A 23,688-nucleotide genomic window follows, 5' to 3' on the forward strand; every position below is an offset into this window, starting at 1 on the left:
AGCTATTAACTGGATGCCTTCTTAAGTAAGGTCAGTTTAGTATTTTCACTGTCACTGCCGTAATAAAACTTAGTAAATTGCATTATTACCTAATAGAATCTTAACTTTCTTTGGGCATTGGGCATCCCTTCTCTACGAGACGCTACGCGAACGCTCAGGGCAAGTGGTCATTGGGCATGGGTTATTCTCTTTATGCCCTTTTCTCCTTGTCCTCTTCCAGTACCTAAAAATCAAAACAACTGTCATTAAGGGATTTTTTCTTAGCGGATACAGCTGGTAACGCCGTCTTTTCTACAGCCTCGACTAAAGACCGTGCAACCCGGTCTGCATAAGGACGGGATAAAGACCAAATCAAGGGCGATAACCAACCCCGTAGCGTTACAGAATAAGACAAACAAGTACCACAAACCGTTGACTCTACTTGGTAAGTTACCCGTTCTTCTATTCCAGGAATCGCCATCACTCGGATACTCAGCATCTCTTTAGGATTGACACATTCCACAAAAATTCTGATGGGAATTGGCGAAAAGCGTGTTACAGCTTGAAAAATCAATCCTGGTTTGGGTACTAATCCGTGGGGGACATTAGTACTCTTAAGTTGTGGATGCCAGGAAACATCTGTTAAGTCAACCACTTTTTGCCACAGTTCATCTACAGAAGCAGAACTAATCTCTCGATACGTCCATACTAGGGAAGCGCAAAAACGACGACGTTTGCGGTGGATGAATTTGGATAACCAACCTTGCATTTTCCTAATCCTCCTCCCTAGACACTTTCTGGTAACTCTGGTATGGTGTGCAACTACGCTCAACCCCTAAATTAAAACTTTCTCAAAAATGCCCTAAAAATAGCAAGCCTCCATTCGCTACAAACCTTAACATCCGACATCAGCAACAATATGGCAAAAAAGTTTTGAGTAGGCCAGTCAAATCCTTGATACCTCAAGCTTAAGACTAAAATTTAGTCTTTATACCAGAATATTCCAATTAAGAATTTCAAAAAAAACTAATTCAATATAGAAGCCTATACGCATTTGAGGGAAAATAACTCTAGTGATGCCCATCAATCGTATAAATGCTTAACCGGTAAGAAAAAAGCGGGTTGGGCAAATAGAGCTAGATTGTTGGCGCGTGTTTCCCCCAAATTTTAAAATGAAAAATTTGTGGCTTTCTGGAATTTGTAATTTAGGTTCGGGAATCTATGTTGACCAACTCGCAAACACCAACTGTAGAAGCAGTATCATCCAAGTCTTTGCCAGCACCTGACGCTCAGATTAGAGTCAGTCAGTTTATGAAACAGCTGCAAGACGAAATTACCGAATCATTGGCAAAACTAGATGGTGTAGCTAAGTTTAATGAAGATAGTTGGGAACGCCCAGAAGGGGGTGGAGGGCGATCGCGCGTGCTGCGAGATGGTGCAATATTTGAACAAGCAGGTGTAAACTTTTCTGAAGTTTGGGGGGACCATTTACCAGCCTCAATTTTAGCCCAACGCCCGGAAGCCGCAGGGCATGGCTTTTATGCTACGGGCACTTCAATGGTATTACATCCTCACAATCCTTACGTGCCCACTGTTCATCTAAATTATCGCTACTTTGAAGCAGGGCCAGTGTGGTGGTTTGGTGGTGGTCTTGACTTAACACCTTATTACCCCTTTGCTGAAGATGCGGCACATTTACACAAAACATTAAAACAAGCTTGTGACCAACACCACCCAGAGTATTACCCAGTGTTTAAACAGTGGTGTGATGAATATTTCTACCTCAAGCATCGTGATGAGACACGGGGTGTAGGTGGTCTGTTTTTTGATTACCAAGATGGTCAGGGTGCTTTATATCGTGGGCCAAATCCCAATGGGGAAGCGGCTACTTATAGCAACCAGGTGGGAACACCAGCAATCCGCAACTGGGAAGATTTGTTTAGCTTTGTGCAAGATTGTGGTAGAGCATTTTTACCAGCCTACGTACCAATTGTAGAACGGCGACATGGGATAGAGTATGGCGATCGCCAACGGAATTTTCAACTCTACCGCCGGGGACGGTATGTAGAATTTAATTTGGTTTATGACCGAGGCACTATTTTTGGTCTGCAAACCAACGGACGCACTGAATCAATTCTCATGTCCCTACCACCCTTAGTACGCTGGGAATACGGCTATCAACCGGAACCCAATTCCCCCGAAGCCGAATTGTATGAAACCTTCCTTAAGCCTCAAGATTGGATCAACTGGACACCAAAATAGTGACTTGAAAATAGTGGGGAGTGGGGCATTGGTTATTAATTCTCCCCTCCACTCCCCACTCCCCACTCCCCACTCCCCACTCCCCACTATTTTGGTGAGTTAAACTCCTAAAGTGAAGTACTTAACAGAAAAAGGTGACAATTTTAGCTATAGCTTGTTAATCTCAAGTGGCAGCATTAGAAAATTCTGTAAGTAGTTAATCTGAAAAGGAATGCCACGGGGAGGGCTTTAATGATTCACATAGACCAAAAAAGTTATACAACACAAGACGGAAACACCGTTATTGTCCTGACACCAGCAGGTCGCCTAGACATTACCACTGCTTGGCAATTTCGCCTGAAGTTACAGGAGTGTATTTCCAAACTCAGTCGCCATGTAGTTGTAAATCTGGCTCAGGTAAATTTTATTGATAGTTCTGGTCTCACGTCTTTGGTAGCTGGAATGCGTGATGCTGATAAAGTCAAGGGCAGTTTCCGCATCTGCAATGTACATCCAGAAGCCAAACTCGTGTTTGAAGTGACGATGATGGATACTGTCTTTGAAATCTTTGAAACAGAAGAGGAAGCTTTAGAAGGTGTACCTCGTAGCATTGCCAGCTGAAAAAGAGTTAGGAGTGAGGAGTAGAGACGCGATTAATCGCGTCTCTACAGGAGTTAATTCAAAATTCACAACTCATAACATTATCTTATTCAATACTGATTTCGCTTGGTGTAGCAATAAGGCCCCATAATCGCTCCCCAAGTTGCTTTTCCTGTTGCTGGGTCGATTCCTTTGTCGTAGCTGTCAAATTCTGCTGATGTAGCTGCAAAACCCAAGGAAACATAGACGCTATTGCCAAGATAAGTAAAGCTGCAACGTGTCTCTGGTGGTGGGCTAGCGGTAAACTTATAGCGATCGCTAGCTAGTTTCTCCTGAGTAACTGTTAGGATACAACCTGGTAATAAATCTAATTGTTCGGGTGTCAGTGTGTTCAGTAGAGCAGGGTTATTACCTGCACCCTTTAATGCACCTGGATCTTGAGGCATATAATATTGTACTTCCACGGTTGCGTCAGAGTTGCTCCCCTGACGCAAGCGGATAATTCGCTGGCGGTAAGGTTGATCTAGGGTAATAACGTTAGCCTGTTCAGCAAACAAGGTAATGCTATCTTCTGTGAACAGATTAACTGGTCTTTGCCACAGACGGAGGTGGACATACCAAACTGGTTCGGCTATGGCTTGTTCCCGATTATCAAATTCACCAGCTAGGTACTCACCTAAAGCAATTAACTGTGGCGAGAAGTTCATAAATACGATCAACGAATCATTAAGGATAATAATTTTTGGCTATTTTTTTAGGAGAAAAGGTCTTATCTCCTGTGGCTACAAGCTTATAAAATACTTCTGATGTCTCTATATTGTAAATGAAACCGTCACCCGCTAAAAGCTCAACTTGGCAAAGTAGCCTTTAAGCGACAAAATAAAGATACGTCGCCCTTAACATTTCTTTTTTCTTTGTGAATAACGTCCGTACAGTCTCTGATACAAAGCGAACTTTCTATAATCTTCACACCCGTCCGATCAACACTATTTATCGTCGGGTAGTCGAAGAATTGATGGTGGAAATGCATCTACTGTCAGTAAATATCGATTTTAGCTACAATCCAATTTATGCCTTGGGTGTCGTCACTACTTTTGACCGTTTCATGGAAGGCTATCAACCAGAACGGGATCAAGAATCAATTTTTAACGCCTTATGTCAGGCTATAGAAAAAGATCCGCAACGCTATCGACAGGATGCCCAAAGATTGCAATCTGTAGCTAAAAGTTTACCAATTAAAGATTTAATTGGGTGGCTAGGTCAAACTACGTACTTAGATAGAGATGCTGACTTACAAGCACAACTGCAAGCGATCGCCAATAATCCTAACTTTAAATACAACCGTTTGTTCGCAATTGGTGTATTTTCGTTATTAGAACAGTCAGATCCCGAATTGGTTAAAGACGAAAAGCAACTCACTGAGGCGCTGAAAGCGATCGCTGCTGGCTTGCATCTCTTTGATGACAAACTCAACAGAGATTTGGAGTTATACCGCTCTAACCTAGACAAGATGGCGCAAGCACTAGTAGTGATGGCAGATATGCTCTCAGCCGATCGCAAAAAACGCGAACAACGTAAACAACAATCAACTACCCCAGTTGCTCCCCCAAGTTCCAACGAATAGTTAAAAGATGGGAGTGATAAGTTAGGAGTTCTAAGTGAGGAATTGTTAATAACTCCTAACTCCTAACTTTTAACTTTATACTCCCAATAATTTGTAGATTAAGCTGTTAATTATAGTGAGCGAAAATGCCCCAATAATAGCACTCCAAATACCGTAGCGCAAGCGAAAGCCCTCTACTAACCAAGCAGCAAGACTAAAACAAACTACGGCAATCATAAATGTGAAAATCCCGGATAACAATTCCAATGTAAGTAAATTTGGTAGTGCAAAAACGAGGCTTAAAATCGGTCTGACTATTGCCGTTATAATACCAAGAACTGCGGCAGAAAAGAAGGCTTTCCCAGGAGTGTCAATTTCAACTCCCAGAGGCAATTTACTAATTATCAACAGGCTGATAGCTGTTACTACCCAAACAATTAAAAGCGTCACGATATTCATGCCACAACCCCTGAAACGTGAATGGCAATTGGTGATAAATTGCTTCAATTTATCGGTGGAAAAATCTTTAAAGCTCAACCAATTATTTATAAAGTAGCAGGAAAATTTTCTCTAGCCGAATTTTATTCTGGATATCTTTAGGTTTAGGAAAAAGATTGAAGGGGAATCAAATTGACGGCGATTAAAATCGCCTGCGCCTTACCCCATACATAAATGTAGTTGCTCTCCACGGCGCGAGGTGTTCGGTGAGGCACGAGGAAGCAGGGGCAGCAGAGGAGAATAACCAGTCCCCAGTCCCCAGCGATGCACTGAGCTTGTCGAAGTGTCCCCAGTCCCCTATCTCATCTTTTAACAAGAAAGGCTCCAGCGCTGGAGGCTCAGTTGGCAGAAGGGAATTCTGATTCCTGCCCTTATTAGAGTGACCGGAGCGAACTTGGGTTTAAGTCCCCCAACAAATCAGAGATTTTGGTGGCCTGCAATATGGTGTGGGTCTGACGCAGCCTAAGAAGAGAAGAGAAGCCCACACCATATTGCTACCTTCTGCCCTCTGCCCTCTGCCTTCTGCCTTCTTCACGAGGAGGTTGGGTTTTTTTCGGTGCTACAGGCGCTTGGGATGCTGGTGGGTTTGAAATACCAGGATTGATAGGACTGATGCCTTGTCCTGTTGGAGGCTGACTTATGCTAGGAAAGGGTACAGAATTAGGTGCTAAGGGAAATTTAGGGATAATATTCCCTTCAGGATTGATACCTGGAACTGGTGCAGCACCAGGATTTATTGGGAAAGAGGGGACAACAGGCTGGTTAAGTGAGTTTGTGGGTGGTTGAGATGAACCAGGAATAATCCCCAAAGAAACGCGATCGCCCCCGACTTGCCGCAGCAAGTCCAATGTCTCAATTACATCATTGTAAGTTGCTGTCCGCGAAGCATTAAGCACAATAACAGCATTGGGGTTTGCTTGGAGATATTGTTTTAACCTCTGTCCTAAATCTTCCTGTTTTACAGGCTGTTTTTCTATGTAAGTATTGCCAACGGCATCGATAGTCACAATCAGACTTCCGCCCTGTGACGTTATCCCAGATACACTGCTAGGGCTAGCTTTGGGCAAATCAACATTTATTGCCTGTTGCCGTGTAAATTGTAAAGCTGCTAACAAAAAAAACGTCAGAATACAAAAAACAACATCAATTAAAGGGATGATTTGAATTTGAACTTCTTCAATTGGAGTATGTAGATTAACTTTCATGTCTCACTCTCAAACCTGGTTAGGGGGTTGAATTATTGACTATTAATTAGCTGTATTCGGGGGTTCAGGAGGTGTAGGAAGCCTAGTCTTTCCTGGCTTACGGGGTGGAGTGATATTTTCTGGCACAATTGCTGATGTACTATTACTAAAATCAGGGGGGGACTGGCGATAGAGCAATTCCATATCATTCCCTGCCTTCCGAAAAACTTTGACTTGGTTGACTACAAAACTTTGAAATAGGCGGTAAAATACCAAACTAATGATTGCAACTATTAGTCCACTTGCCGTACTAATTAAGGATTCACCAATACCAGTAGTCACCCCAGCAGTAGATTCAGTTCCCAAATCGCCAATGCGAATTGAGCGCAGAGAGCGGATTAAACCCAAAACTGTGCCCAACAATCCCAGCAGTGGCGCGAGGGCAATCACGGCTTCTAAAAGTTTTTCGCCCCGCCGCATCCCAGCTAATTCATCTTCGGCAGTAGCCTCCAGTGCTAGTCTAAAGGTTTCCGCATCAGTTTTTGTTAGGCAAAGAGGGGCGTAGAGAAAACGTCCTACAGGCTGATTATTTGCAACTCTTGCAATGTCCGCAGCTACTTCCCAATTTTCCTGGGCAGCATCCAGGATGCGATCGACTATTTGCTTTTCTTGAGTCAACATTCGCAACCAGAACCATAAACGCTCGAAAATCACACTCAAAGCCAGAATCGATAGAGCTAGCAGAGGCCACATCGCTGGACCACCTTTATAAAATAAATCTAAAATATCCACTGTTTAAGTTTCCTCCCTCCATGACTAGAGCAAATGTGCTAGGGCATTTTAATTCTAGAGAGTAATGCAAAATGAGGGACTTCCAAAATATAAATTTCTCGACAACCTGAAAATACAGTGTAAGTATGACGTATTTGACTGAGACTGCTATATGAACTTGCTACTGCGTAGGCAATTGAATGATAGACCGATAATTTTTGGCATACTTTTGCTAGACTTCCTTGTAACCTGGAGTTTCACTACAGGATATTTTCGCGTAAAGGAGAGCAAATTTTGGCAGCAGTCCGAGTCCGCCAGCATGTTAATCCACTTGGTAAAAAGTATCAAACACCGGCAAGTCCCCTTGAATGGGAAAAAATTTATGCAAAGCCAAATCAACCACTACATTTAGATATTGGCTGCGCTAAGGGACTGTTTTTGTTGAATATGGCCAAGATAGAACCCAATTGGAATTTTCTCGGCTTAGAAATTCGGGAACCGTTGGTGGGGGAGGCGAATAAGTTACGTTCTGAATTAGGTTTAACAAACCTGCATTATTTATTTTGCAATGTGAATAACTCACTGAACTCACTTTTATCTTCCCTCCCTCCAGGAAGTTTACAACGCGTTACAATTCAATTTCCCGATCCTTGGTTTAAAACCCGCCATGCTAAACGTCGTGTAGTCCAACCAGAACTAGTGGCAGACTTAGCTAATTATCTGGCGATTGGGGGGTTTGTATTTCTGCAATCAGATATGGAATTTATCGCTGTGGAAATGCGCGATCGCTTTGCTGAAAATCCAGCTTTTGAGAAAATTGGTACAGGAGAATGGTTGGCCCAAAACCCTCTACCAGTAGCCACAGAACGAGAAATAGGCACGCAAAAAAAGGGTGAACCTGTTTATCGGGCTTTGTTTGAAAGAGTGAGAAGTGTGAATGAGGACTAGTGATAGTGCGATCGCCTAGCACTATGGCAAACATAGCTTGTTATGCTGAATTCTTCTTCAAATGTTTTTTCTGCCATAGGTGTCTAGCTGACGGAAGCAGTTGTGGTCTGAAAGAAGCGGTTGGCGGGGCGCGCCAGTCCCAGATTTTCGCGCAGCGTCTTGCCTTCATAGTCGTGGCGAAAAATCCCACGCCGTTGGAGTTCTGGCACAACCTTGTCCACAAAGTCATTCAGCCCTTCAGGAAGAAAAGGGAACATGACGTTGAAGCCGTCAGACCCTTCTTCTGTCAGCCATTGCTCCATATCATCGGCGATCGTTTGGGGTGTGCCGACAAAGGCCAGTCCACCGTAACTGCCGATGCGTTGAGCTAGCTGTCCAATAGTCAGGTTTTCGCGTTGCGCCAGCGCTATTACTCGTTCGCGTGAGGTCTGTCCAGCGTTAGTCTGAGGGATTTCTGGTAAGGAACCGTCTGGATCAAAGCGCGAAACGTCGTAGCCAAGTGCGCTATTGAGACTAGCGATCCCACTGTCATAATGTACTAGGCTGTCCAAATGAAGACGCTTGGCACGCGCCTCTGCGACGGTTTCGCCCACGATTACCAAGACACCTGGAAGAATTTTGATGCTATCTGGGTCGCGTCCGATCGCCCGCACGCGTCCCTTAATGTCGGCAAAGAATGCCTTTCCTACTTCCAAGTTGTTGGCTGATGCAAATATGACCTCGGCTGTGGCGGCGGCCAGTTGACGACCGGCTTCGGAGGCTCCCGCCTGGACGATCACCGGCCAACCCTGGATAGGTCTGGCAATGTTCAATGGTCCCCGCACTGAGAGGAAGAAATCTCTATTCTCAGCTTTGGCTAAGTTTAGGTAAGTATTTTGAAGCAGATGTTTTCCCTTATGACCGAGAACGTGAATTTTTGCAGAATCGAAATAAATCCCTGATTCAACGTCTCGAATGAACGCATCGTCAGCGAAAGAATCCCAAAGACCCGTGACGACATCATAAAATTCCCTAGCCCGCACGTAGCGTTCGTCATGATCTACCTCTTCTTCTAATCCAAAGTTGAGCGCTGCCTCTGGATTGGATGTAGTGACGATGTTCCAGCCAGCGCGACCACCACTGATATGATCGAGAGACGCGAAGCGGCGAGCGATGTGGTAAGGCTGGTCATAAGTCGTGGAAGCGGTGGCTACCAGCCCAATGTGTTCGGTGACGCTGGCAAGGGCAGAAAGCAGGGTGAAAGGTTCAAAGGATGTGACAGTATGGCTGCGCTTGAGCGCATTGATTGGCATATTCAGCACTGCTAAGTGATCGGCCATAAAGAATGCGTCGAACTTGCCCTGCTCTAGTTTTTGGATGAATTTTTTCAGCGCTGGGAAGTTAAAATTAGCATCAGGCAAAGCCCCAGGATAGCGCCAAGCGCCTGTATGTATGCTTACTGGGCGCATGAACGCACCCAGTTTTAATTGTTTCGATCCGCTCATTAGCCCTCCGTATCATGTTTAGAATGCAGGGGCGATCGTCCCCTTGAGGTAGTTGTTGATATAATCCTTCAATTTGGCATCAACAACCAATTGATTTAGTTTTTGGATGATGCCTAACGCACAAGATATTGAGAAAATTTTAATATGCAAATTAGATGGGTTTTAGCTGATGACTTGTGCGATTAAATCCTCGTTTTCATCTGTTGCCCACTTCTTAGCCTCTAAAACTTTATTTTTGCCCCTCAAATAAAATACGGTAAATTAGTAGAGATATAGTAGTATATTATTGAGATTTACATAGATAAGGATAAAAAACAAGGTGTATCTTCCCAGTCCCCATTGAATTTGGAGGCAAGAATGTCGAACCAAGCTACGGTAGGTAACTTTCTCCCTCTCAATACGCCAGTATCGTAGCTCATTATAGAAGATTGAACCGATGACGAATTACTAGCAAAACGTGGTGCTTAAAGGTTAGGGAAAATGCAGGCGGGTGGATTTTTGCCTGTAAAAACTGCTCACAGTGGCGAATGGCACGCTTGTAAAGCCCAAAGACTTATGTCGCCTCGTTCCCAGCCTCCAGGCTGGGAATGTATTCCGAATGGGCTGCTGCCTCTGGTCAAGAAAGAGGAGGCGGCAGCCCTCTCAGAACTGGTTCCGAGCCTCCAGGCTCTTAACCAGTTAGGGCAAAGCTTATAGCTTTACAAGCGTGCCATTACTCACAGTGGCAAAGAAATATGTTGACTGCCAAAAGGAGGATAAGGAATTGCTAACAGAAAATGAACTACACCTATCTGCTGATGTGCTGGTAATTGGTGGTGGCCCGGCGGCAGCCTGGGCAGCATGGGCAGCCGCATCCCAAGGAGTCAAAGTGATCGTTGTTGATAAAGGTTTTCTGGGTACGAGCGGTGCAGCTGCTGCCAGTGGCAATGGCATCATGGCTCCTTCTCCAGAGAATTGGGACAAAGTTTTATCGGAGCGTTATCGCATAGGAAAAAACCTAGCTAACTCACGTTGGATCGAGCGTGTGATCGAAAAAACTTGGCTGAGTTTGCCCCTAGTGGAAGATTGGGGCTATCGTTTCCCTAAAGAAAATGGGGAATCGGTGCGTCAGAGTTATTATGGCCCTGAATATATGCGCGTACTTCGCAAAAACCTCTGGCGTGTTGGTGTGCAAATTCTCGACCAAAGTCCGGCTTTAGAACTTTTATTGGCTGACGATGGATCAGTAGCTGGAGCCAGAGGTGTGCAAAGGCAACATCATCGTAACTATACTGTTCGTGCTGGTGCAGTAGTCTTGGCAAATGGCGGTTGTGCATTCTTGAGTAAAGCATTAGGTTGCAATACGAATACAGGTGATGGGCTGCTGATGGCAGTAGAAGCTGGTGGCGAACTCTCTAGTATGGAAGCTTCCAATCACTATGCAATTTCGACCGGTTTTAATGCCACAGTGACACGGGGTGTTCCCTTTGGCTGGGCTAGTTACACTGATGAAGCAGGTAATGATCTTGGTGGCTATGTGAATGGTCGTCGCGATCCATCGTTACTCCCTAATGCCCTCCTGAAAGGCTCCGTTTATGCTCGTTTGGATAAAGCCACGCCTGAAGTCAAAGCAGTAATTGAAAAGTCTCATTTCATCGCTTTTCTACCCTATAAAAAAGCTGGCATTGATCCCTATACAGAACGAGTGCCTGTAACACTAGTTTTAGAAGGTACAGTTCGTGGTACAGGTGGAATTCGGATTGTAGATGATAGTTGTAGTACAAAAGTTCCTGGCCTCTACGCCGCCGGTGATGCTGCATCGCGGGAGTTTTTAGCTGGGTTAGCTTCTGGAGGCGGTGGACCCAATGCTGCTTGGGCAATCTCCACAGGGCAATGGGCAGGAGTTGGGGCGGCGGCGTTTGCGAAAAGTTTGGGCACTCAAGCAAATGAACGGGTTGCGCGTCCTACTGGTCAAGTGGGATTGCGATCGCCTACGGTGGGCGGAACGCCATCGCCTATGGCAGGGCATAGCCCATCACCTTCACCATCTTCTGAAACATTCGATAGTGAAGCGATCGTGCGTGGTGTACAAGCCCAGATGTTCCCTTTAGAGAAAAACTACTTGCGTTCTGAACAGGGACTTCTAGATTCCCTCGCCAAATTAGAAACGCTATGGCAGCAAGTACAAGGGAACCCGAAACAAGATACAGTACGCGATGTGGAATTTTCTCGTCGAGCAGCAGCTCTCACGGCTGTAGCACGATGGGCATATTTTAGTGCTTTACATCGCACAGAAACGCGCAGCGAACATATTCGTGTGGACTATCCCGAAACCGATCCAAATCAGCTTTATTATCAAGCAACTGGCGGCTTAGAAAGACTTTGGGTGAGACGTGATTGGATTAAGGATGCCATCGCTACACCACCAGTACAAACCACTCAAACCACACCCTCTGTATCAAAGTTCTAGCAGGAGCAGTATCATGATCGAGCTTGTCAGTCATAAACTTTGTATCAATTGCAATTTATGTGTCCAAGTTTGTCCTACCAACGTCTTTGACTCCGTACCCAACCAACCACCTGCGATCGCCCGCCAAGAAGACTGTCAAACTTGTTTTATGTGTGAGGCTTATTGCCCTGCGGATGCGCTCTATGTTGCACCTGAATCTCATAGCAATGTTGCAGTCAATGAGGATGATTTAATTGAAAGTGGCATTATGGGTGAATATCGTCGCATCTTGGGTTGGGGATATGGCAGAAAAAACAATAGTGAATTAGATACTGCTCATAAACTACGCCAATTGCCGCGCCCCAATTAAAGTTAATTTCAGTCCACGCCAGTTGCTTCAAGTCGGCATCTTGCAAAAAAAATTGCTTTGTTGGGGAGCCACTGCGTTGCGCGGGTTTCCCGCGTTGTAGCAAGTGGCGTTGGAGGCTTTGCCAAAGCCAACATCCTGATATCTGTTGGGTTGCGCTCCGCTCCACCCAACCTACCTCTACAGGATATTTTCGCGTAAAGACTATTCTATGTAATAAAAATTGTTGTAACCGCTTAAACTCTGAGTAAAGGGAGGGTGACAGTAAAGGTTGTACTTACTCCAACTTCACTATTGATTACAATCTCGCCTCCATGTGCATCGACACACTTTTTAGCGATCGCTAGCCCCAAGCCGGTACCAGGAATGGTTCCAACATTGTCCGCACGTTGGAAAGGCTGAAACAGTCGCTTTTGGTCTTCTTTAGGAATGCCAATTCCCCAATCTTGAATTCGGAAAATTACTGTTTTTTCCTGACCAATTAGTTCAAAATGCACTAGTCCGTCCGGTAGTGAATACTTAATAGCATTGGTAAGTAAATTGCTCAAAAAGTGCCGCAGCAAGCTTTTATCCCATAGTGCTTCGCCTAATTGCCCAAAACTGGTGAATACCAAAGTCAGATGTTTCTCGTTTGCCATTAATCGAACTTCTTCGACCAGTTGGCGACAAAAAGCTTCTAAATCTAAGCTGATAAGTTCACAGCGCAGTCTACCAGAATCAGCTTTACCGATGAATGAAACTTCATCTAAGAGCTGTCCCATGTTTTTGATCGCCGAGCGAATCATTTGCAAATGATTCAGTTTTTTCTCTTTGGTCAATTTTTCGTCGTAGTTTTGTAGCAATCCAGCAGCCAAGAGAATAGTATTTAGGGGATTGCGGATGTCATGGGAGAACATCGAGACGAATTCAGATTTTAACTGGTTGAGTTCATTGGCTTTCAACAGTTCAGCAGTGCGTTCTTCAACCCGAATTTCTAACGTTTCATTGACCGTGCGTAATGATTCTAAAACCTGCTTGCGCTCGATCGCATAACGCAAAGAGCGAACCAATACATCTGAATTTACCTGGCGCTTGATTAGATAATCCTGTGCCCCCTGTCGTACTGCCTCAATTGCCAGTTCTTCGTCATTTGTATTGGTTAAGACAACAATCGGTATGTTTGGAACTTGACCAATTAGAGGAGGCAGAGATGACAATCCTTCGCTGTCAGGTAGAGATAAATCTAACAAAATAACATCGTAATTACACTGAGTTAGTTCCTGAAGTGCTTCCCGCAATCGCTTCACGTGAACCAGAGTAAACTCTTGGGATTGGGCTTGCATGAGAAACTCTTGTAACAACCTAGCGTAAGGTAGGTTATCCTCAATTAACAAGATTTTTACTGAGTAGCTCACAACCATAATTTTGGGTTTCACTCTAATGGCAGCGTCACAGTAGAGAGCCAAAAATCTTCAATACTCTTGACGATTTTGAATAGCTGGTTAAGGTTGCGGGATTTAGTAATATAGCAATTCACATGCAAATTGTAGCTCTCAATAATGTCATCCTCATTTTTTGAGGTTGTTAACACAACGACTGGAATACGTTTTAGTACTGGGTCAGTTTTAATTTCCGCCAGCACTTCTCTACCATCTTTTTTGGGCAAATTCAAATCTAGGAGGATGAGGTCAGGGCGCGGGGCATTAGCATATTCGCCTTCTTGACGTAAATAAGCCATAGCATCTATGCCATCCTTGACCGTGACTACCTCGTGTGGTACCGAACTATTTTTCAACGCTTCTTGGATTAAGCGAATGTCGGCTTTATTGTCCTCGACCAAAAAGATCATTTTGTGTTTTTCTCCCCTTTCTACGCTCAAGTTCACGTCCTCCAACTGGAATTGTAAAGTAGAAGGTTGCGCCTTCACCCAGTGTTGACTCTATCCAGATTCGCCCCCGGTGGCATTCGACAATCTTCTTACATATAGCTAAACCCATACCTGTACCGATATATTCATCCCGTGTATGTAGGCGCTGAAAGATCACGAAAATGCGATCGCTAAATTGTGGGTCAATGCCAATACCATTATCTCGGACTGAGAACAGCCATGCATCTTCTATCCTTTCTGCTCCCAGATGGATTTGTGGCGGCTGGTCACTGTGGAACTTAAGGGCGTTACCAATGAGGTTTTGAAATAGCTGCATCAGTTGGGTGCTGTCAGCCATCACGGTTGGTAAGGGATCGTGGGTGATAGTAGCCCCAGTTTCATTAATCCGTTGACGCAAATTGCTTAAGGCCCGATTTAAGGCTGTCTCTACCTCAGTTATTTGAAATGCGATCGCCTGCATATCTACTTTCGAGTATGCCAGTACGTCATCAATCAAAGTCTGCATCAAGCTAACTCCCTGCACAGCGTAGCTGATAAACTCGTGGGCTTCTTCGTCGAGTTTTTCGCCATAACGCATCTCCAACAGCTGCACGTAATTTACAACTTGATTAAGAGGTTCTTGCAAGTCATGGGAGGCGACGTAGGCAAACTTTTTCAGGTCGGCGTTAGAACGTTCTAAATCCTGCGCTAACTGGGCAAGTTCATCGGCTTGACGCAGCACAATATTGACAATTGCTTTTCGCAGTTCCAATGCTGCTTTAACTTCTATATCTTTCCAAGGTAAAGATGTTAAGCGGACGGTTTCTTTCCACAGTTCAAATGATTTGCGTGGACATAAACGGACATTTCCTTCTGACTGGCTAACTTCAAAAGCCTGATTAGGATCGCCACCCCAATTTACAGTTTGAATTACTTCTGGTCGAAACCATAAAACATAATTTCGTTTGGCAATGGGAATAGCTAATAAACCGCTAGCAACGTTTTTAAAACTTTCGGCATCTGAATAAATCTGCGGCAAAGAATCTGTATAGAATACTTCTTCCTCAACGTTATTCTTGAGCCATTGGACTAAAAAATTCAGGTCTTCTTCTTTCGGCGTTTCACCAACTACCCGACAATTTCCCCCAGAACACACGGCTGCGCCTTGAGCGCTAGCCAAATCTAAAATATGCTGCGGGTTTTTAACTAAACCATCAATAAAGTTTTCGTCTTCAGACATATATTCAATTAAGACTGATTGAATACGTGTCAGATTTATCTGGCGATCGTGGTCTTCTGTCTCTTCTCTAGCTGAGATTTCGGCAAATATTAATCGCCCCAAAAATTCGCAAGCTTTACGTAATTCGTAGGAAATATATTTAGAGGACTGATGATGACAAGCAATTAGTCCCCAGAGTTTTTGGTCTTTAATTAAAGATATAGTCAGCGTTGCACCAACACCCATATTATGCAAGTACTCCAGATGACAGGGAGCAGGACTTCTGAGAATAGAGTTGGTTAAATCAATCGGGCGATCGCTAATTGGATTATTGACAGGAAAAATTTTTACTGGCTCAGAAGAAGAATCCGGTATGATTCTGATCGAATTGACAGCGAATAATTTTTTCGCTGGTTTGGGAATATCTGACTCTGGGTAATGCAGTCCTAAGTACGGTTCTAGGCTTTCTAGTTTTTCTTCAGCGACAACAGAACCATGACCATCATCATCAAATTTATATAGCATTACCCTGTCAAATTCCGTTATTTTCCCCACTTCTTGAACGATAACTTGACAAAATTCACGGAGATTTGATGTTTTTTTTAGTTGATTTATGGAGGCTTGAGCTAAATGATAAAAGCTTAAAAATGGAATAGTTTCCTGAGTAATAGCAGGTTCTAATTCCAGAATTAAAAATTTTTCTTCATTGCGGTGAAATACTGCATCAAATACTATGTATTCATCATCTTTTTTTCGCACCCAAACTCTGGTGGAATTGATGAAATCAAGATTTGCCCCGGATAGCCCTGTTTGAATTTTCTCTATTTGGAATGGGTCGAGTAAATCTTCTAGTTTTTTTTGTAACATATTTTCGGGAGTGATTCCGAAAATACTTAATGTATTAGTGCTAACTTGTAATATTTTTAGTTCAGGCTCCTCCAAGACTAACAGGATACCATGAGGCTGAATTTGACTAGAAAGATGAATCGATGCCTCTTTTAAGCTAATTAAATTAATATCTGGCAATTCTAAGTTCATTTTCATGACGATCCTCCTCTATTATTCGGGAGCATCAAAACTAGGTACTTATAATAACGGAGAATGATAAATATAAAAAATTTTATAATTTCTCATTCATTATTTTTACTTAGTATTTAATTCACCATGCCCTGGTGTTGCGTTTTGCAGCCTTAATATCATCTGCTTGCGCTTTGAACATTCTAACAGTAAATAAAGCTACATAGTGATAAGAAATGTGAAACCGATGTATTAAGCAAATCTATATATTTAGCTATGTTAACTTGAGAAATTAGCTAGGAGTTAGGAGTTATTATTCTTCCGATACCCCATGCCCAATGCCACTTTATTTAATCAAATCCAAGAGTGGAACCACATTCGCAGATTATAACCTTCATGGGAGAGGGGTAAACCCAAATAAATAGGCATCCAGAAAATGAAAGCAGCCAGAATGATAAAAGTAATGGTGACACCTAGCACCCGAAGTTGTTGATAATAACTGCGAAGACACTGATCAACAAACCAAGCGATCGCTAAAAATACAAACACCACTGCACACATATAATGATAGATAAAAGCGCACCTCTTCACCTCCACCCAAGGTAATAAGTTAGCAAAATAATTGATAACTAAGTACAAGGCAATCCAAGTATCAACACTAAGAGTTGCAGGCACAGAAAAACGCTTTTCCTTTACCAGGTGAATTATGACTTGTGATACCAGCATTCCTACTAAAAACAACATAGCAGCAACACCAAACCACCACAAAAAGGGATTGCCCATAGCGTGGACATCATAAATAACTTGTCCAGCACCAGCAGGTAAAGGAGGCCCCATTACAGGTAAGGGGTCAGTGATACTTTCAGCCGTTTGATAATAATATGCCATTGGTCGAGTCATCAACGGCCATTTATACCAGGCAGCACAGTAAGGATGCACGTCAGGACTATTGCCACCTAAATGTAAGTGAAACTTCAAAATTTGCTGATGTACTGCAATAAATCCATAAGTTTTATCTAGTTGAAGGTGAGGAATCCAGATAATGCTGTAGATAAAAGCTGGGATAATTCCTAGATAAAACAGCATCTGAAAAATATTTAGCTGAGTCAAGTTTTGTAATGGTGATTCAGATGATGGAGATGAGGGAAAATAAGTACTAACTCCTGACTCCTGCCTTCTGACTTCTACTTCCTGCCTCCTGTCTCCTGCCTCCTGCAATAAGGGGGATGTAAAAAAGAGTTTGGGGTTAGGAAAGGAATGTATCAGATGAATTACCCAAGCTGCTATCCAAGTGAAATAAGCACCTGACAGGAACCATAAACCATTCCACTTAGTACCGACTGACGCACCAAAAGCAATGCCAGCAAAAATTAACCAAAAAGAACGTCGCCGATTTTGATTATCTAATGCCAATAATAAAAACCAGTGCCCTAACAAACCAAAGATGACGATATAAATATTACTTAAGGCATAGCGAGATTCAACTAGAAAGATGCCATCACAAGCTGTGAATAAACCTGCAAGGATTGCAAAGCTACGGCGATAACTCAACTGATAAGCGATCGCAGCCACAACTAAAGGAATAAATGAGCCTGTGAGGGCGTTTAACCAACGATAAGTCCAAGGCGATCGCAATGAACCTGTAAGTCCATTCACCGTATCATGCCAAAAAGGAATGTGACTGCCAATCCAAATGCCAATACCAATAATATATTGACTCAGAGGTGGATGAGCATTAAAAAATGGTGTATGCGTGAGATAGTTATTACCGAATTTAGCAAAGTAAACTTCATCAAATACCAGAGTGTTGAATCGCTCCAGTCCCCAAAACCGTAAGGCAACTGAGAGGATAAATATAGTCAACATCCCAATTCGGAACCATTTTTTTGTCATTTGTCATTATTTTCTGGCTTCACTACGGCATAAATCACTGGCAAGTTCAAAATACTAAATCCGTAGTTGAGCATAACTTGTCCTGCTTCTGTTGCATAGCCTTTACCCCAAGAAACTCGCGGGCAGGATGCCCACCCCACAAGATGGATAATTTATTTATTGTCAGTCCCTTACTGCTCATTTCGCCCCATTACTCAAAATTAACCGTAAAAAATCAAATCTAGACTGGTTTTTGTACTGAGGGACTTCCAAATTAAAAAACATTCAAAAATCTCATACAACAATCCTCTCTCTTCTTCATCTCTCCGTGCCCTCTGCGCCTCTGTGGTTCGTTTTCTTGGATAATTTATTTCTTGGAAATCCCTGATTCCGTGTCATTTCATATCGGATATTTTTTGACCACCGTGAACGATTACAATTATTTAAGCTCTTACTCAACCTTCATTAAGGAGTATCATATGAGCGGATTTGGTCACGGTACCGTTGGCACACGGGAACAAGCATTTACGACTCTGCTGCACTTAAGAGAAGAAGACTATCCGACACATCAACTTGTGGAACTTGCTGCAAGTATAAAGGGAGATGTTGATACGGTTAAAGACGGTCCCGATCCTGAAGAAAACCTTTGGGTACCAGCAGGTTATACCTACTTTGGTCAATTCATCGATCACGATCTGACCTTTGACAACACATCATCACTAAACCCAGCAGATGCTGGAGAACAAGATCGTTTACCTACCAACTTGCGTACCCCACGCTTTGATTTGGACTCATTATATGGCGACGGTCCCGATGCTCAACCTTTCTTATACGCGGAGGACGGTGCCAGTTTGCTGTTCAAAGATAGCAATCAGAGTCAATCTCAAACAACTTATGAGCAAGCAATTCAAGACTTACTGCGTAGCCCCAACGGTCGCGCTATTATTGGCGATAAACGCAATGATGAAAACTCTATCATCAGCCAAATTCAATTGGCATTTGTCAGATATCACAATGCAGTGGTTAAAAAACTGAGCCAAGAGGATAAAGAACTAACTGGTACTGCCCTATTTAATCAAGCACGCAATGAGGTGCGCTGGACTTATCAAAAGCTGGTGATTGAAGATTTTTTACCGCGCATTGTCAAAGCTGAAGTGTTTGCTGACCTTCAGGAAGCCACAACACCTGAAGAGCGGAAAAACCTTTACGCCCTTTATACTCATGATAAGCGGAAAAACTTACCCCGCGAATTTGTGGTTGCGGCTTACCGCTTTGGACACTCAGGAGTGAGGACAGGTTATCGGCTGAACAAAGAGACTAGATTGACTATTTTCCCGTCCAGCGAGGAGTCAAAACCAGATAACAACAGCTTGCTGGGATTTGAACCGCTCCCCAAAACCCATGTCATTGACGACTGGGGTCGCTTTTTTCCAAATACGCAACCTGGAGTTTTCACCACCGAAGATCGACACAAAGCCGCAGATGACACAGTGAACCCTGAAGTCCGGCTACAATTTGCTTACAAAATTGATACCACTTTGGTAGATCCACTTGGTGTTTTACCACCTAGTGTACTACCGACCAGCGCCACGGTTGGGGGTCTGGTTAAGGAAGTTGAGGATACAATAGGCCCTAAGGACACCTTACCAGACACAGTGGCTCATCCCCCGCGCCCTTCCTTAGCCCTCCTCAACTTACTTCGTGGTAACATATATAAAGTGCAAGGCGGACAAGCGATCGCACATGTACTCCAAAGAAATGATTTTCCGGTTAAAATACTAGACCAAAAGCACCTATCTACGAGAAATGCGGTTGAAGGAAGGGATGGAGTTTTCAAATTTAACCCAATCGATTCAAGTCTTCAAAGAGATACTCCTCTGTGGTTTTATATCTTGGCCGAAGCCCAAGCCTCGGTTGTGGATGCAATCAAATTAGAAACAGATGAGACGTTCCATGAAGAACAACTACTCCAAAACGATGGAGCCAAAACTCAGCTAGGCTGGGTGGGCGGTCGGATTGTAGCGGAGGTGTTTTATGGTCTGTTGGATTCGGATCGTGAATCCTACTTCAATGCAGCACCTGATAACTGGGAGCCGATACTAGGAGGTAATGGAGAAGTCATCTTCGCTAACCTTCTCAAGTTCGCAGGACTAACCGTCGGAAACTGAGCAAGTGCGCTTTTAGCGCTCATTAAAACCGATACGGTTCGGTTAATATGTTTGGCTCTAGAGCATCGATTCAGTAATCAAAAACCTAACCCCCCAGCCCCCAACGCTCCGAGCGTTGGGGGAGCCAAACTCCCTTCTGGGCTTCGGAGAGCAGGGTGGTTTCATACAAGCAGAGCAAAACTAAAACTGGTTTTCAAAGCCTCTCCCCCAGGGGCTACGGTGTACACACGTCTCTGTTCCAAATCAAAATGGTTGGAGATCCTAAATCCACGCCACTTGCTCATGGGGGAAACCCCCAGACGCTCTCTACGAGACGCTAAAAGCGTAGCTTGCTTCCCTGTAAGGGTACGCGGACTCGCTTGCCGCCGGCGCTACAGCACTTTCGGCAGCTATGAGGTACATCCTCAAAGCTGAAAGCTATCTTAGGAGAGGGGTAAGGAGAAAAGCTGTATTGCATAATAGCGGGAAGCGCTGTATCGCTCTTAGCGTCTCCCCTTCTCCCAAAGGGAGAGGCTAGCGCCAAGGGAGAAGACCGCAGTGGCTCCCCGATAAATTGGGGGACTTTGAGAGGTTCTTGCCCCCCTTTTTAAGGCAGGGCTGTTTCATTCGATCTCTTAGAGATTTTGTCAATAGTATAAGTCAGAAATTTGCTTGATTTGGTTATCGAAAAGATACCACCTCAACGAGTAAATTTCAGTGCGATGTCTACGACGGGCTACGCCTACGCGATTTTCTCGCCCAATCAGATTTTTTAGTCACCTGACTTTTTTGCTTGAAACGCTTGTAAATCAGAGCCTTTTAGGGAATGAATCAGCCCTGCCTTTTTAAGGGGGGTTGGGGGGATCATTAAGCCTGTAGAGTAATGTTACAAGACTTGTGTGTACACCGTAGCCCCCCGTGGGGAGTGTCAAGAATTGACACCCTCGACTTTTGCCACTTCCAGCATCGTCTTTAAAACCGAATCTGGATTCAGACTAATCGAGTCAATTCCCTGTTCAACCAAAAACTGGGCAAATTCTGGGTAATCGCTGGGTGCTTGTCCACAAATGCCGATTTTGCGGTTATGTTTTTTTGCAGCTTTTATAGCCATTTTCACCATTTCCTTGACAGCCGGACTGCGTTCATCAAACAATCTCGCTACCAACGCCGAATCTCTGTCTATACCTAGTGTTAGCTGAGTTAAATCATTAGAACCAATGGAGAAGCCATCAAATACGTCAGCAAAGTCCTCAGCCAGAATAACATTACTGGGCAACTCGCACATCACATAAACTTGCAAGTCGTTAACACCTTGCTTTAAACCATTTTTTGCCATCTCTGCCAAAACCAAACGCCCCTCATCAGGAGTGCGACAAAAAGGAATCATCGGGATCACATTAGTCAAACCCATCTCTTCCCGTACCCGTTTGATGGCTTGACATTCTAGAGCAAAAGCTTCCCTGTAGCCTTCATCATAGTAACGTGCCGCTCCTCGCCAACCTAGCATAGGGTTTTCTTCATGGGGTTCAAACTGTCGCCCACCTAACAAATTGGCATATTCATTACTTTTGAAATCCGACATTCGGACAATCACTGGTTTGGGATAAAATGCCGCCGCAATTCTACCTATGCCTTGGGCTAATTTATCTACAAAATACTGGGGTTTATCCTCGTAAAGTGAGGTGATGTCAGCAATTTTAGCTTTGACAAATTCATCTTTTAACAATTCATAATGAATCAACGCCATTGGATGAATTTGAATTTGGTTAGCGATGATAAATTCTGTTCGCGCTAAACCTACGCCATCGTTGGGAATTGCCGATAAACTTAATGCTTCTTGAGGATTACCCACATTCATTAAAATTTGAGTGCGGGTGCGCGGTAAGTTCTCTAAGGGGACTTCTTCAACCTCAAAAGGTAATAACCCTGCATAAACTTTTCCTTCTTCCCCTTCAGCGCAAGAAATTGTTACCTCTTGACCAGCTTTTAAGATTTCTGTACCATTGCCACATCCCACGATCGCAGGTACACCCAATTCTCGCGCAATAATTGCTGCGTGACATGTCCTACCCCCAGAATTGGTGACAATTGCACTAGCACGTTTCATTATTGGTTCCCAATCGGGGTCAGTTCTCTCTGTCACCAAAACTTCCCCAACTTGAAACTGTTCGAGTTTCTGAACATCTAAAATTAGACGTACTTTTCCTTGACTAATTGCTTCCCCAATGGCACTTCCCGTAACAAGGGGGATTGGGGATTGGGAAGATTTTTCCCCATTCCCGATTCGATTCGCCAATAACAACCGATAACTCCGCAGCACATTTCCCGTCTTCTGCGACTGGACGGTTTCGGGACGCGCTTGCACAATAAAAAGTTCGTTCGTAATGCCATCTTTGGCCCACTCGATATCCATTGGAGTGGGAATACCGTGGACTTGGGAATAATGGTCTTCGATTAAACACGCCCAACTTGCTAGTTGTAAAATCTCTTCATCACTCAGGGCAAATTTACCTCTTTCACTGGCTGAAACCGAAACATTTTTCGTAAATTTGGAGCCATCATCATAAATCATTTTTAGTTCTTTACTGCCCAATTTCTTATCAATAATTGGGCGAAAGCCAGCTTTTAAAGTTGGTTTAAAAACATAATATTCATCGGGATTTACAGACCCCTGGACAACATTTTCACCTAACCCATAGGCGGCTGTAATTAGTGCCGCATCTTTAAAGCCGGTTTCTGTGTCAATAGAGAACATCACCCCAGAGGTTGCTAAGTCAGAGCGCACCATTTTTTGCACACCTACAGCCAGAGCAATGCTAAAATGGTCAAATGCCTTGGTGTGGCGATAAGAAATAGCGCGATCGGTAAATAGGGAAGCAAAGCATTTATGACAAGCGGCTAAAACTCCTTGGACACCGACAACGTTGAGGTAAGTTTCCTGTTGTCCGGCAAAACTAGCATCGGGTAGGTCTTCAGCAGTGGCGCTAGAACGGACTGCAACATCTGTCTCTGTATGGTATCGTTCACAGAGACTATGGTATGCTGTGGCGATCGCTTCCCGCAATTCTACAGAAAATGGGGTGTGGATTAATAGCGATCGCGCTTTTTTCCCCCGTTCTCGTAAATTTTTGACATCCTCAACATCTAAATCGGCAAAGAGTTTGCGTAGTTTTGCTTCTAACCCTGCTGATTGGATGAAATAACGATAAGCGTAAGCAGTGGTGGTGAATCCGGTGGGAACATTAATGCCTTTGGGCGTTAGCTGTTGAATCATTTCCCCCAGTGAGGCGTTTTTACCACCAACTACAGGGATATCAGCAATCCCAATTTCATCAAACCAGAGAATGAGCGATCGCTCTTGGGAAAATTGAGATAAAGTGCTTCTAGATACTGTAGCCATAAATATTACCTTTTAAACTTATAGTCGATTTGTTAGTACGTAACCGCTAGTATATTTTTCCCCTATTAAATTTTAGATTTATAA

General features: G+C 43.7%; 20 protein-coding genes. 8 read left to right on the top strand and 12 right to left on the bottom strand.

All coding sequences use genetic code 11. From position 1 onward, the window contains the following. Positions 1–223: 223 nt before the first annotated feature. Positions 224–748: an SRPBCC family protein gene (locus V7K97_RS00510; RefSeq protein WP_334798754.1), complete on the bottom strand. Its 525-nt coding sequence runs from the start codon at positions 746–748 to the stop codon at positions 224–226. A 452-nt stretch (positions 749–1,200) separates the two neighbouring features. On the opposite strand from V7K97_RS00510, the gene hemF reads away from it, so the two are divergent. Further along, positions 1,201–2,241, top strand: coding sequence for an oxygen-dependent coproporphyrinogen oxidase (hemF, locus tag V7K97_RS00515; RefSeq protein WP_334798755.1), 1,041 nt, complete (start codon positions 1,201–1,203; stop codon positions 2,239–2,241). 231 nt (positions 2,242–2,472) lie between these two features. Next, on the top strand, positions 2,473–2,841 hold the full coding sequence (locus tag V7K97_RS00520; RefSeq protein WP_229463326.1) for an STAS domain-containing protein: 369 nt from the start codon (positions 2,473–2,475) through the stop codon (positions 2,839–2,841). 89 nt (positions 2,842–2,930) lie between these two features. On the opposite strand, the gene V7K97_RS00525 is transcribed toward V7K97_RS00520, so the two are convergent. Beyond that, the gene (locus V7K97_RS00525; RefSeq protein ID WP_334798756.1) at positions 2,931–3,527 is read right to left on the bottom strand and encodes a chromophore lyase CpcT/CpeT; all 597 of its coding nucleotides are present in this window, start codon (positions 3,525–3,527) and stop codon (positions 2,931–2,933) included. 209 nt (positions 3,528–3,736) lie between these two features. Here V7K97_RS00525 and psb29 point away from each other — a divergent pair, with 209 nt between their 5' ends. Then, on the top strand, positions 3,737–4,444 hold the full coding sequence (gene psb29, locus V7K97_RS00530) for a photosystem II biogenesis protein Psp29 (protein WP_334798757.1): 708 nt from the start codon (positions 3,737–3,739) through the stop codon (positions 4,442–4,444). A 75-nt stretch (positions 4,445–4,519) separates the two neighbouring features. Here psb29 and V7K97_RS00535 read toward each other — a convergent pair whose 3' ends face one another. The 3 genes from V7K97_RS00535 to V7K97_RS00545 form a co-directional block, all read right to left on the bottom strand. Next, positions 4,520–4,882, bottom strand: a complete 363-nt coding sequence (locus V7K97_RS00535) for a phage holin family protein (protein ID WP_334798758.1) — start codon at positions 4,880–4,882, stop codon at positions 4,520–4,522. A gap of 533 nt (positions 4,883–5,415) precedes the next feature. Beyond that, positions 5,416–6,126 carry an ExbD/TolR family protein gene (locus tag V7K97_RS00540; RefSeq protein WP_334798759.1) on the bottom strand — a complete coding sequence of 237 codons (711 nt, stop codon included), beginning with the start codon at positions 6,124–6,126 and terminating at the stop codon, positions 5,416–5,418. Positions 6,127–6,168: 42 nt separating this feature from the next. Next, complete coding sequence (locus tag V7K97_RS00545; RefSeq protein WP_334798760.1) at positions 6,169–6,897, bottom strand: MotA/TolQ/ExbB proton channel family protein; 729 nt, start codon at positions 6,895–6,897, stop codon at positions 6,169–6,171. Between the two features lie 273 nt (positions 6,898–7,170). Between V7K97_RS00545 and trmB the strand changes: the two genes are divergently transcribed. Further along, on the top strand, positions 7,171–7,824 hold the full coding sequence (gene trmB, locus V7K97_RS00550; RefSeq protein ID WP_334798761.1) for a tRNA (guanosine(46)-N7)-methyltransferase TrmB: 654 nt from the start codon (positions 7,171–7,173) through the stop codon (positions 7,822–7,824). An 83-nt stretch (positions 7,825–7,907) separates the two neighbouring features. Here trmB and V7K97_RS00555 read toward each other — a convergent pair whose 3' ends face one another. Continuing rightward, complete coding sequence (locus V7K97_RS00555; RefSeq protein WP_334798762.1) at positions 7,908–9,308, bottom strand: LLM class flavin-dependent oxidoreductase; 1,401 nt, start codon at positions 9,306–9,308, stop codon at positions 7,908–7,910. A gap of 480 nt (positions 9,309–9,788) precedes the next feature. Here V7K97_RS00555 and V7K97_RS00560 point away from each other — a divergent pair, with 480 nt between their 5' ends. The 3 genes from V7K97_RS00560 (at position 9,789) to V7K97_RS00570 (ending at position 12,106) form a co-directional block, all read left to right on the top strand. Beyond that, entirely contained in the window at positions 9,789–10,004 is a 216-nt protein-coding gene (locus V7K97_RS00560) for a hypothetical protein (RefSeq protein ID WP_334798763.1), read from the top strand. Between the two features lie 67 nt (positions 10,005–10,071). Then, complete coding sequence (locus V7K97_RS00565; RefSeq protein WP_334798764.1) at positions 10,072–11,757, top strand: FAD-binding protein; 1,686 nt, start codon at positions 10,072–10,074, stop codon at positions 11,755–11,757. A gap of 13 nt (positions 11,758–11,770) precedes the next feature. Further along, entirely contained in the window at positions 11,771–12,106 is a 336-nt protein-coding gene (locus V7K97_RS00570) for a 4Fe-4S binding protein (protein WP_334798765.1), read from the top strand. Positions 12,107–12,339: 233 nt separating this feature from the next. On the opposite strand, the gene V7K97_RS00575 is transcribed toward V7K97_RS00570, so the two are convergent. The 5 genes from V7K97_RS00575 to V7K97_RS00595 form a co-directional block, all read right to left on the bottom strand. After that, entirely contained in the window at positions 12,340–13,503 is a 1,164-nt protein-coding gene (locus tag V7K97_RS00575) for a hybrid sensor histidine kinase/response regulator (protein ID WP_334798766.1), read from the bottom strand. Positions 13,504–13,514: 11 nt separating this feature from the next. Continuing rightward, positions 13,515–13,931, bottom strand: a complete 417-nt coding sequence (locus V7K97_RS00580) for a response regulator (RefSeq protein WP_442936829.1) — start codon at positions 13,929–13,931, stop codon at positions 13,515–13,517. Next, positions 13,906–16,212, bottom strand: coding sequence for an ATP-binding protein (locus V7K97_RS00585; RefSeq protein ID WP_334798768.1), 2,307 nt, complete (start codon positions 16,210–16,212; stop codon positions 13,906–13,908). The genes V7K97_RS00580 and V7K97_RS00585 overlap by 26 nt, the downstream gene beginning before the upstream one ends. 327 nt (positions 16,213–16,539) lie before the next feature. Next, positions 16,540–18,078, bottom strand: coding sequence for a dolichyl-phosphate-mannose--protein mannosyltransferase (locus tag V7K97_RS00590; RefSeq protein ID WP_334798769.1), 1,539 nt, complete (start codon positions 18,076–18,078; stop codon positions 16,540–16,542). Further along, positions 18,075–18,218: a GNAT family N-acetyltransferase gene (locus V7K97_RS00595; protein WP_334798770.1), complete on the bottom strand. Its 144-nt coding sequence runs from the start codon at positions 18,216–18,218 to the stop codon at positions 18,075–18,077. The genes V7K97_RS00590 and V7K97_RS00595 overlap by 4 nt, the downstream gene beginning before the upstream one ends. 318 nt (positions 18,219–18,536) lie before the next feature. Here V7K97_RS00595 and V7K97_RS00600 point away from each other — a divergent pair, with 318 nt between their 5' ends. Next, positions 18,537–20,225, top strand: coding sequence for a peroxidase family protein (locus V7K97_RS00600; RefSeq protein WP_334798771.1), 1,689 nt, complete (start codon positions 18,537–18,539; stop codon positions 20,223–20,225). 907 nt (positions 20,226–21,132) lie between these two features. Here the strand turns inward: V7K97_RS00600 and ppsA are convergent. Further along, positions 21,133–23,604: a phosphoenolpyruvate synthase gene (ppsA, locus tag V7K97_RS00605; protein ID WP_334798772.1), complete on the bottom strand. Its 2,472-nt coding sequence runs from the start codon at positions 23,602–23,604 to the stop codon at positions 21,133–21,135. Positions 23,605–23,688: the final 84 nt, after the last annotated feature.

Origin of the sequence: Nostoc sp. (genome assembly GCF_036917815.1) — a bacterium.
Lineage (GTDB): Bacteria > Cyanobacteriota > Cyanobacteriia > Cyanobacteriales > Nostocaceae > Nostoc.